The organism is Streptomyces caeni, from assembly GCF_042678285.1.
GTDB classification, from domain to species: Bacteria; Actinomycetota; Actinomycetes; order Streptomycetales; family Streptomycetaceae; genus Streptomyces; species Streptomyces caeni.
In genome coordinates, this window is record NZ_JBHUDX010000075.1 from 1 (window position 1) to 6,953 (window position 6,953).

10 protein-coding genes are annotated in these 6,953 nt (G+C 67.3%); 2 read left to right on the plus strand and 8 right to left on the minus strand.

Going from position 1 to position 6,953, the window contains the following annotated elements:
• Positions 1-232 precede the first annotated feature (232 nt).
• Positions 233-475, plus strand: a complete 243-nt coding sequence (locus ACFSL4_RS25200; RefSeq protein WP_381087234.1) for a hypothetical protein — start codon at positions 233-235, stop codon at positions 473-475.
• A 21-nt stretch (positions 476-496) separates the two neighbouring features.
• On the opposite strand, the gene ACFSL4_RS25205 is transcribed toward ACFSL4_RS25200, so the two are convergent.
• The 7 genes from ACFSL4_RS25205 to ACFSL4_RS25235 all read right to left on the minus strand — a co-directional run bounded on the left by ACFSL4_RS25205 (position 497) and on the right by ACFSL4_RS25235 (position 5,524).
• Complete coding sequence (locus ACFSL4_RS25205; RefSeq protein ID WP_381087236.1) at positions 497-1,351, minus strand: hypothetical protein; 855 nt, start codon at positions 1,349-1,351, stop codon at positions 497-499.
• A complete protein-coding gene (locus tag ACFSL4_RS25210; RefSeq protein ID WP_381087239.1) occupies positions 1,332-2,237 on the minus strand; it encodes an aldo/keto reductase in 906 nt (301 codons plus the stop codon). The genes ACFSL4_RS25205 and ACFSL4_RS25210 overlap by 20 nt, the downstream gene beginning before the upstream one ends.
• A complete protein-coding gene (locus ACFSL4_RS25215) occupies positions 2,234-3,421 on the minus strand; it encodes a cupin domain-containing protein (protein ID WP_006143121.1) in 1,188 nt (395 codons plus the stop codon). Before ACFSL4_RS25215 ends, ACFSL4_RS25210 begins: the two co-directional genes overlap by 4 nt.
• Before the next feature lie 14 nt (positions 3,422-3,435).
• Entirely contained in the window at positions 3,436-3,573 is a 138-nt protein-coding gene (locus ACFSL4_RS25220; protein ID WP_006143122.1) for a hypothetical protein, read from the minus strand.
• A gap of 412 nt (positions 3,574-3,985) precedes the next feature.
• Entirely contained in the window at positions 3,986-4,819 is an 834-nt protein-coding gene (locus tag ACFSL4_RS25225; protein ID WP_381087242.1) for a helix-turn-helix domain-containing protein, read from the minus strand.
• Entirely contained in the window at positions 4,816-5,331 is a 516-nt protein-coding gene (locus ACFSL4_RS25230) for a DUF6879 family protein (RefSeq protein WP_381087245.1), read from the minus strand. Before ACFSL4_RS25230 ends, ACFSL4_RS25225 begins: the two co-directional genes overlap by 4 nt.
• Positions 5,315-5,524: a hypothetical protein gene (locus ACFSL4_RS25235; protein WP_055493664.1), complete on the minus strand. Its 210-nt coding sequence runs from the start codon at positions 5,522-5,524 to the stop codon at positions 5,315-5,317. Before ACFSL4_RS25235 ends, ACFSL4_RS25230 begins: the two co-directional genes overlap by 17 nt.
• A 157-nt stretch (positions 5,525-5,681) precedes the next feature.
• On the opposite strand from ACFSL4_RS25235, the gene ACFSL4_RS25240 reads away from it, so the two are divergent.
• The gene (locus ACFSL4_RS25240) at positions 5,682-5,909 is read left to right on the plus strand and encodes a hypothetical protein (protein ID WP_381087248.1); all 228 of its coding nucleotides are present in this window, start codon (positions 5,682-5,684) and stop codon (positions 5,907-5,909) included.
• On the opposite strand, the gene ACFSL4_RS25245 is transcribed toward ACFSL4_RS25240, so the two are convergent.
• Complete coding sequence (locus tag ACFSL4_RS25245) at positions 5,900-6,754, minus strand: hypothetical protein (RefSeq protein ID WP_381087251.1); 855 nt, start codon at positions 6,752-6,754, stop codon at positions 5,900-5,902. The two genes, ACFSL4_RS25240 and ACFSL4_RS25245, sit on opposite strands and share 10 nt — an antisense overlap.
• Positions 6,755-6,953: the final 199 nt, after the last annotated feature.

Here is a 6,953-nt window from a genome sequence, read left to right on the forward strand (position 1 = left end):
TCATACGATCCCTGATCGCCTACGACCACTGATCACATCGGAATGACTCGTCTAGGGTGGCGGGTTAAACCGCCATACCGCGTGCTCCATCCCGCCCGGTTCGTGTCCGAGGGCGGCGGCGGCCTCCTCGTACACAGCTCGCAGCTCCTCGTACTGCAGGCCCGTGACACCGGCATCCGCAGCGAAGGCCCGCAGGTGTACGTCCACAGCGACCTGCGATCGACCGACAAGGTTGCCCTCCACCAAGAGCAGCCTGCTGGTCGCCGTTGAGGAGCTCACGGCCGTCCACAGCCGGTACGACAGTCTCCGGTCCGACAACGCTGGGTCCTCCGGTGATGCCCCGCAGCCGGGTGGGGACGGCAAGCTGGACATAGCCCGTGCGCGACGCGACGAGGGCGAGAGCGTCACCAGCATTGCCAAGGCGCCGGGAGTCCACCGCGCCACGCTCTCCCGCCACCTGGCAGAGAGGGCCTGAGAGAGGCGCGCAGGGGCGCAGTCAGGCGCTCACCTCGGAGTGCACCGGAACGGGCGGGCGCACTCCCGTGAGTGCCTCCGCTCGGGCGAGAAGGTGGGGCGCAAGGTCGGGGTACCAGCCACGGGCTACGGCTTGCAGCATCTCGGCCAGGGCCGCGAGTTCCCCGATTCGGCCGGCGGGGGTGTCGAGGATGGCCGCGAACTCTTTGCGGATGCGGGCGGCTACGTCGGGTACAAGCAGGCTGTTGGCGTGGAGAAGCCCCGCGTCATAGCCGAAGGGCACCAGGCCCCACCGCTCCCAGTCCAGCAGGCACAGGGGCTCGGCGGTGAGGTTGCCCCAGTGCAGGTCACCGTGACCGGTCACCCGCTCCACGTTGGCGGGGGCCGGGATGCCGAGGAACTGGGGGAAGGCTCGTTCGATCCATCCGTCCCGGACGGTCGTCTTCACACCCTCCGCTTCAGCGAGCAGGACAAGGGCTTGGCGAAGGTCCGCCCACCATTCGTCAGGCAGCGCCGGATCGTGGTCGATGTCGGCTCTGTCCGGGGACACCACAGGTTGCGTGAGGTAGTCCAGGACTTCGGCCTCGAAGGCCCACTCGCCGTCAGTCCAGTCGTGCACCCCGTGCAGGCGGGGGCGCGGGACGCCTTCGGGTAGGAGCTGGGAAGCCCCGACGATGCCCTCCCCCTGCTTTCTGCCCGCGTTCCTTTTCGCCGTCCGGCTCACCCGTAGCCACCGGTCCTCCGCTCGGCGTCCGAGGGTGACACCGAGGAAGCCCCACACCAGCGGCCCCGTGCAGCTGAGGCCCAGTGCCTTGGCCGCCCGGTCGTGGGCTGCCTCCATCAGGGCTCGTACCTCCTCATTCACCGGCGAGTTCATCCGTCACCCTCCTGAGTTCCTGGGCCGTCAGCGGCGCAGCCAGAGCCTTGGCCATATCGTCCCAGTGCTCGCGGGTGCTCGCGGAGGTGAGGACGACATCGAGGCCGGGGCACGAGCCAGCGGCCAGCAGGGCAGCGGCTGCGGCCGACAGGCCGGGGCGGATGAGGTTCACCAGTTCAGGTGTCATGGCGTCGAGGAGTTCGCCCCCGTGCAGGGGCGCGGAGCCGAACGTGATCAGCCCGGCGTCCTTCGCCTGTACCAGTGATCCGCCGCCGTTCAGGGCCTGTGTGATCGGGGCATCCATGATCAGGCTGACGGGCATCTGCATGCCCGTGAAGTGATGCTCGGCGGAACCAGCCGCCTGGCGTGCGAGCGCGAGCAACTCGGCGACACTGAACGCTCCGGAGGTTAGGCCCGACCAAGTGGCGACGCCGTACCCACCGATCCTGCCCGCATGGGCGAACTCCTCCAGCGCCGTGAAGGCTTCCCGCACACGCCCGTGCAGAGCGGCGCGGTCAAGGCCGTGCCCGTGGTGCTCGGGGTTGTGCACGAACACCAGGTCCACGCGCCCGAGCGCGGCCAAGGATCGCTCCGTCTGCCAGCGGACGAAGCCTCGCTCAAGGCTGTGCCTACCGGCCGCCTCTTCCCGGGTGAGCACGCCCTCAGCCAGCGCGCTGCGGCCTTGCTCCTCCGTGAAGAACCCCGTCTTCGTGGCTACCCGCACGGTCGGGTATTCCCCGAGCACCGGGCGCAGCTCCTCATGCGCCTGACCACGACCATAGTTGGGTGCCGTGTCCACCCAGGGGCTGCCTGCGGCCAGGGCGGCGCGTGCCGCCTGACTGACGGCACGCACGCGGTATGTCCCCAGGCAGAGCGCGGCGGTCACAGCGCCGTCCCCACGACTGCGACGGCGTGGCCGTCGATGAGGACGGAGACCAGTTCGGCCACCTCCTTGACCTCAAGCCCGGCGGAGTCGGCCACCTCCCCCAGCGTGGTCGGCTGGTTGGTCAGCAGCGTGCCCAGCGCGGGCGCCGCGGACTCAGCGAAGTCCCACGCGGTACCCGCCGCGGAGAAGGTGACCGTGCCCTGTTCGCGGTTGGCCGTCAGGCGACCTCTCGGAGCGGTGAGTTTGACCGTGATCTCTCTCCGTGCGGGGAGTCCGTCCACGTAGGGCAGGGACGGAATCGCGTGGCCCAGGTCTGTCGTGTCGATCGACTCCGCCCACCGCTCCACGAGGCGGGGGTCCGCCATCATGTCGGCCACCTCACGTCGTACGGCGTCGATGAAGTCCGACTGTTCCGCCAGCGAGCCGAAGCGCGGGATGTCCCGGCGCAGCGCGAGGGACGCCCGGAGCTGATCGACGACCCACAGCATCAGGTCAGCGCCGGTGTGCGGGACCATGCCGAACGTGAGGTGAAGGGATTCCGTCCCCTGATCGGCGGTGACCGAGTGCCACCACCCGCGCGGCAGGTAGAGCACGTCACCCGGGGACAGAACGAGGTCCGCCACCGGGTCGCCCTCTGGCTCCTCCGGCGACTCCACGTCCCGGAAGGTGGGCGCCTCACGGGTCATCCCCCACAGGCGCCACCGCTTCGAGCCATGCAGTTGCACCACGACGACATCGTGGTCGTCCCAATGCCGGCCGAAGCCCTCCCGCTCGGTCCACGAGGCGTACACGTTGGCCTGCACGGAAGTCCCGAGGAAGCGTTCCAGCCCCTCCGCAGCCGCCCCCACGGCGGGGTGGATCTTCTCCACCGCGTCGAGGACCAGCGACGCCCCGTCCCTGAGCTGGGCGTGGAAGTCGGACGGCTGGATACGGGACCAGGTGACCGCGCGGCGGTTCGTTGTCGGGATCGCGTAGCGGTGCAGCGGCACCATCTCGCCGTCAGCCGACAGGCGCAGCCGGGGCGGCTCTAGCCGCTGCGTGGCAATGATCCGGTTCAGGTCGTCCCAGGAAAACAGACCCGCCACGTCGGCGACCCTGGGGAAGTGCGCGTACGAGCGGTGGTACGTCTGGGCGAGGAACCTGTCCCCGCCCAGACGCCCCGCCCACGAGGCTGCATCAAGCAACGTGGGCGCTCCCGTCAGTCGTTGCCGTCGGAACGGCCACTGCTGACGTCCGACTCCTGCTCGGCACGCGTGCGCGCGGCCACGATCTTCCGCTTCGCGACGAGCAGTCCACCCCCCTCGGGGGCGGCCGACGTGGTGTTCTCTTCCACCATCGGACTTACCTCTCTCTTCTCGGGGACTCCCACCGGGATTCCGGCAGGAAGCAAAGGGACAGCGACGAGCGCGGCGGACGCCGACCTTGGCGACGACGGGCGCCCCGTGCACCGCGGGCACCCGCACGGCGGGGACTTGGTCGGCGAACCCGAGATCACTGCGTTGCGGTGGTTCACCTGCACCATGCGCACCGGGTCGTACATCCGGCCCCCGTCGTATGACACCCGGAGAGTCATGCACCCGGTCGTCATGAGCGCACACCAGCGTCAGGGCCGAACCTCCGCCGGTACCCCAGCCGCCACCCCACGCCGTAGCGGACCCACTTTTCGTTTCGCCCGGTCGCTGCCATGGGGGAAATCATTGGCCTACAAAGCGACGGCTGTGTAGTTCTTTCCCGTCATGGACTAAAGATCATGAACGGCAGGCGGCGGACCACTCCGCCAACAAGGCTCGCGCTTCGTCCCCGAACAGCGCATAACCCTCAAGCGTGGAGAACAGTTCCAAGTGCATTTCGATGTCGCGTGGATCTCTCAGGATCACGACACCGGTGGTGTTCTCCACGGTGGCCAGGGTGTCGTCATAGATGGTGAAGGTGTCCATCGGAGCCATGGGCTTGTATCCCGCGATGGGGATGACGCCGAGCTTCACGTTCGCAAGGTGGGTCAGTGAGGCCAGCCGGTCAATCTGCATCGCCATCGCAGCCGGGGGCAGGAGTGGCCACCTCACAGCCTGCTCGGTGAGAATGAAAGTGAACCTCTTCTTCGTGTCATAAAGAACCTCCTGGCGCTCCAGCTTCCTCGCGATCGTCTTAGTGACATCGGCCGGAGAATGGGCAAGGCTGGCGCGGATGTACTCAGGGGTGGACAGCAGTCCTGTAATCATCGAGAGCAGGAAGAAGCGGAACTCCGTGGACGAGGATTCAAGGGCGGCAAGTTCAGTCTGCTTCTTCTCCAGGCCCCTACGCCGGAGCGACCGCAGGTCTTGCCATTCGGTGTTGGCCAGCCTCGCGAGGGCAACGACCTCCTCGATGACCTCGGGCGGAGCCACCACGGCCCGGAGGATCCTTTCCAGATCCAGCAGACTCGGCTGAACTTTCCCATTCTCGATCCGACTGATCTTCGATTGGGACATGTTGCAACGCCGAGCGAGCCGGTCCCCAGTGAGGCCGGCTCGCTTGCGTAGTTCTTTCAGCAGGGCCGCCAGTTCCTGTTTCGGCTGCCCCAGCTGCTCAGGATCGAACATCACCCGCTGCTCACGTACTCCTGGAACGGCACGGATTTGGCAATGGCAATCCGCTTCCACTGCCGGTAGGGCTCCGGGTCGCCCTCGTACAGCTCCCGGTTTATCTGTGTCCCGTCCGCCCGGTAGTTCATCAGGACCACCTTGGACTCGTCGAACATCCAGAAGTCCTGATCTGGAAGTCCCGGGTTCTCCCGGTCGGTGAGGTCGAGGATACGGATATCCTCGCCCGCCTTCACGTGGTGCCGGTAGTAGTACTCGAATTCGAACCGAAGGTAGTCCGAGAGCGGGCGGGTCACGACGTGCACCCTGCCGACTCTCTTTCCTTCCGAGGCCCACTGCCGGACCTCATCCATCCAGGCCGATGTGTAATCGTCCGGCGACTTCTCCCCGGCGAGGAATCGCTTCAGCTTCTCCGCTTCCTGGGGCATGGTGTAAACGGGCAGCGTCTCCAGCCTCCACGCCTCACGCTCCATGGAATCGAAGCAGTCGTTCCAGGCGTCACCATCCAAGTGCACGGAACGCCTCCCTGAGAACCGCCTCCGGGATTTCCACAAGCCCTTCCCCGGCGGGCGGGGTGAAGGCGTCGGACACGTCACCCTGCACCACGAACGACCCCGCGGCCGTGCGGTACACGTTCGGGCAGTCCTTCTCTCCGCACTCGCCGTTGCCATTGCCCGTGAGCCGGGTGAGTGCCGAACGCTCGGACATGCCAAACCCCCTTGCTCTGGCCCCGATTGGGCCGCCTGCCCATGACGTTAGAGGGGGCCGGGCGCAGCGTCTATGCACGAACACGACTATGCGTGTCCTCGCATAAACCCGTGCGGCCGGAGGGGCGCAGCCGAAGGGGAGGAAGAGGAGCGGCAGGGTGCGGGGGCTGACTGAGGGACCCCGTCCTACCTGCTCCCGGCAGCAGGCCACCCCGGTGCAGGCTGCCTTCAGGGCCGCCTACCACCTCCCGCCCGTGAACGCGGTAGCGGTCGGCACCCACAACCCCGACCACCTGCGAGAGCTGACCAACGCCCAGAGCTTCGCGGTGGACGAGGAGGCCGTCCGCCACTACCGCAGCCTCGTGCGCAACCGCCGTCAGGAGTGAAGCTCGGCGATGAGCCGCGCCGCCTCCTTCCGGGCGGGCTCCAAGCGGGGATCCTGGGGATGGGCGTGCGGCCCTACGACCTTCGCACAGAAGAACAGGGCCATCAGCCGGCCAGACCTGCTCTCCAGGTCTGGCCGACGCTCCGCCCACACTCGTTGGGCCAGGGCGGGGACGGCAAGGGAGTTCCCCCAGAGGGTGGCCGCGTCCAGTCCGCGCGGCGCCATCCCCCAATCCTCCCAATCGAGGATGCAGAACTCGGGCCCGGTCACGTTCGCCCACGTCAGATCCGCATGTGCCGGCGTCCACTCATCCACGGTGGCGTCTACTTCGGGGAAGACTGCTCGGATCGTCCCAGTCACCAGTTCCTGGGTGGCCGTCTCGGTGTCCGGAGTGGCGATGCGGTGCGTGCGCTGCGCGGCGAGTGCGTCCAGCGAAGCATTGAGCGCCGCCCACCAGCCGTCCGACAGTTGAGGATCCTCGATCACCAGGGCGGCTTGCCCTACGGGCGGGGCGGTGACCAGCGCCATTTCGTCTGCCCGCCACATCACCGGTTCGTCCCGCTCGCGCCACGCCAGCCCCGCGTACCACTTCGGCATAGACACTCCATGCAAGACCGCTGCGGCCTCGGTGCCGTTCCAGCCCTGTGCTCCGATCCGGTCGAAGCTGCGCCGCTCAACCCTCACCCAGGTTCCGCGGTCCGTCTGCGCCCCAACCGAGCGCCGCTTGCACAGCACGGTGTCACGGAGCAATTGCATCTGAAGGGACCGCTCCACGTGTTCGAGAACGTCATCAACCGACTCAACGCGCAAGTCCACGGCCCGTGCAACAGGCGAAGAGAGCGTCATCTGGACTCCTTGGGCTCTCGCTGTGGGGTCCTGGCGACCTGCCGTCAGGTGAAAGCATCCGTAAGTTGATTAATGTAGTGGGTGATGTGCGGCATCCTGTGCGGCAGTTGATCGAGCGGGAAGAGGCGGAGCGCCTGGCATTCGGGGTCTTCAAAGTTGAGCGGTGTGGAGGTGTCCGCGGGCTCGGCGGGTGGTGACG

What these genes read in the sequence shown, in the direction of transcription:
- ACFSL4_RS25245 (WP_381087251.1), bottom strand. Translation starts at nt 6,754, where the DNA reads ATGACGCTCTCTTCGCCTGTTGCACGGGCCGTGGACTTGCGCGTTGAG.
- ACFSL4_RS25205 (WP_381087236.1), bottom strand. Translation starts at nt 1,351, where the DNA reads ATGAACTCGCCGGTGAATGAGGAGGTACGAGCCCTGATGGAGGCAGCC.
- ACFSL4_RS25220 (WP_006143122.1), bottom strand. Translation starts at nt 3,573, where the DNA reads ATGGTGGAAGAGAACACCACGTCGGCCGCCCCCGAGGGGGGTGGACTG.
- ACFSL4_RS25235 (WP_055493664.1), bottom strand. Translation starts at nt 5,524, where the DNA reads ATGTCCGAGCGTTCGGCACTCACCCGGCTCACGGGCAATGGCAACGGC.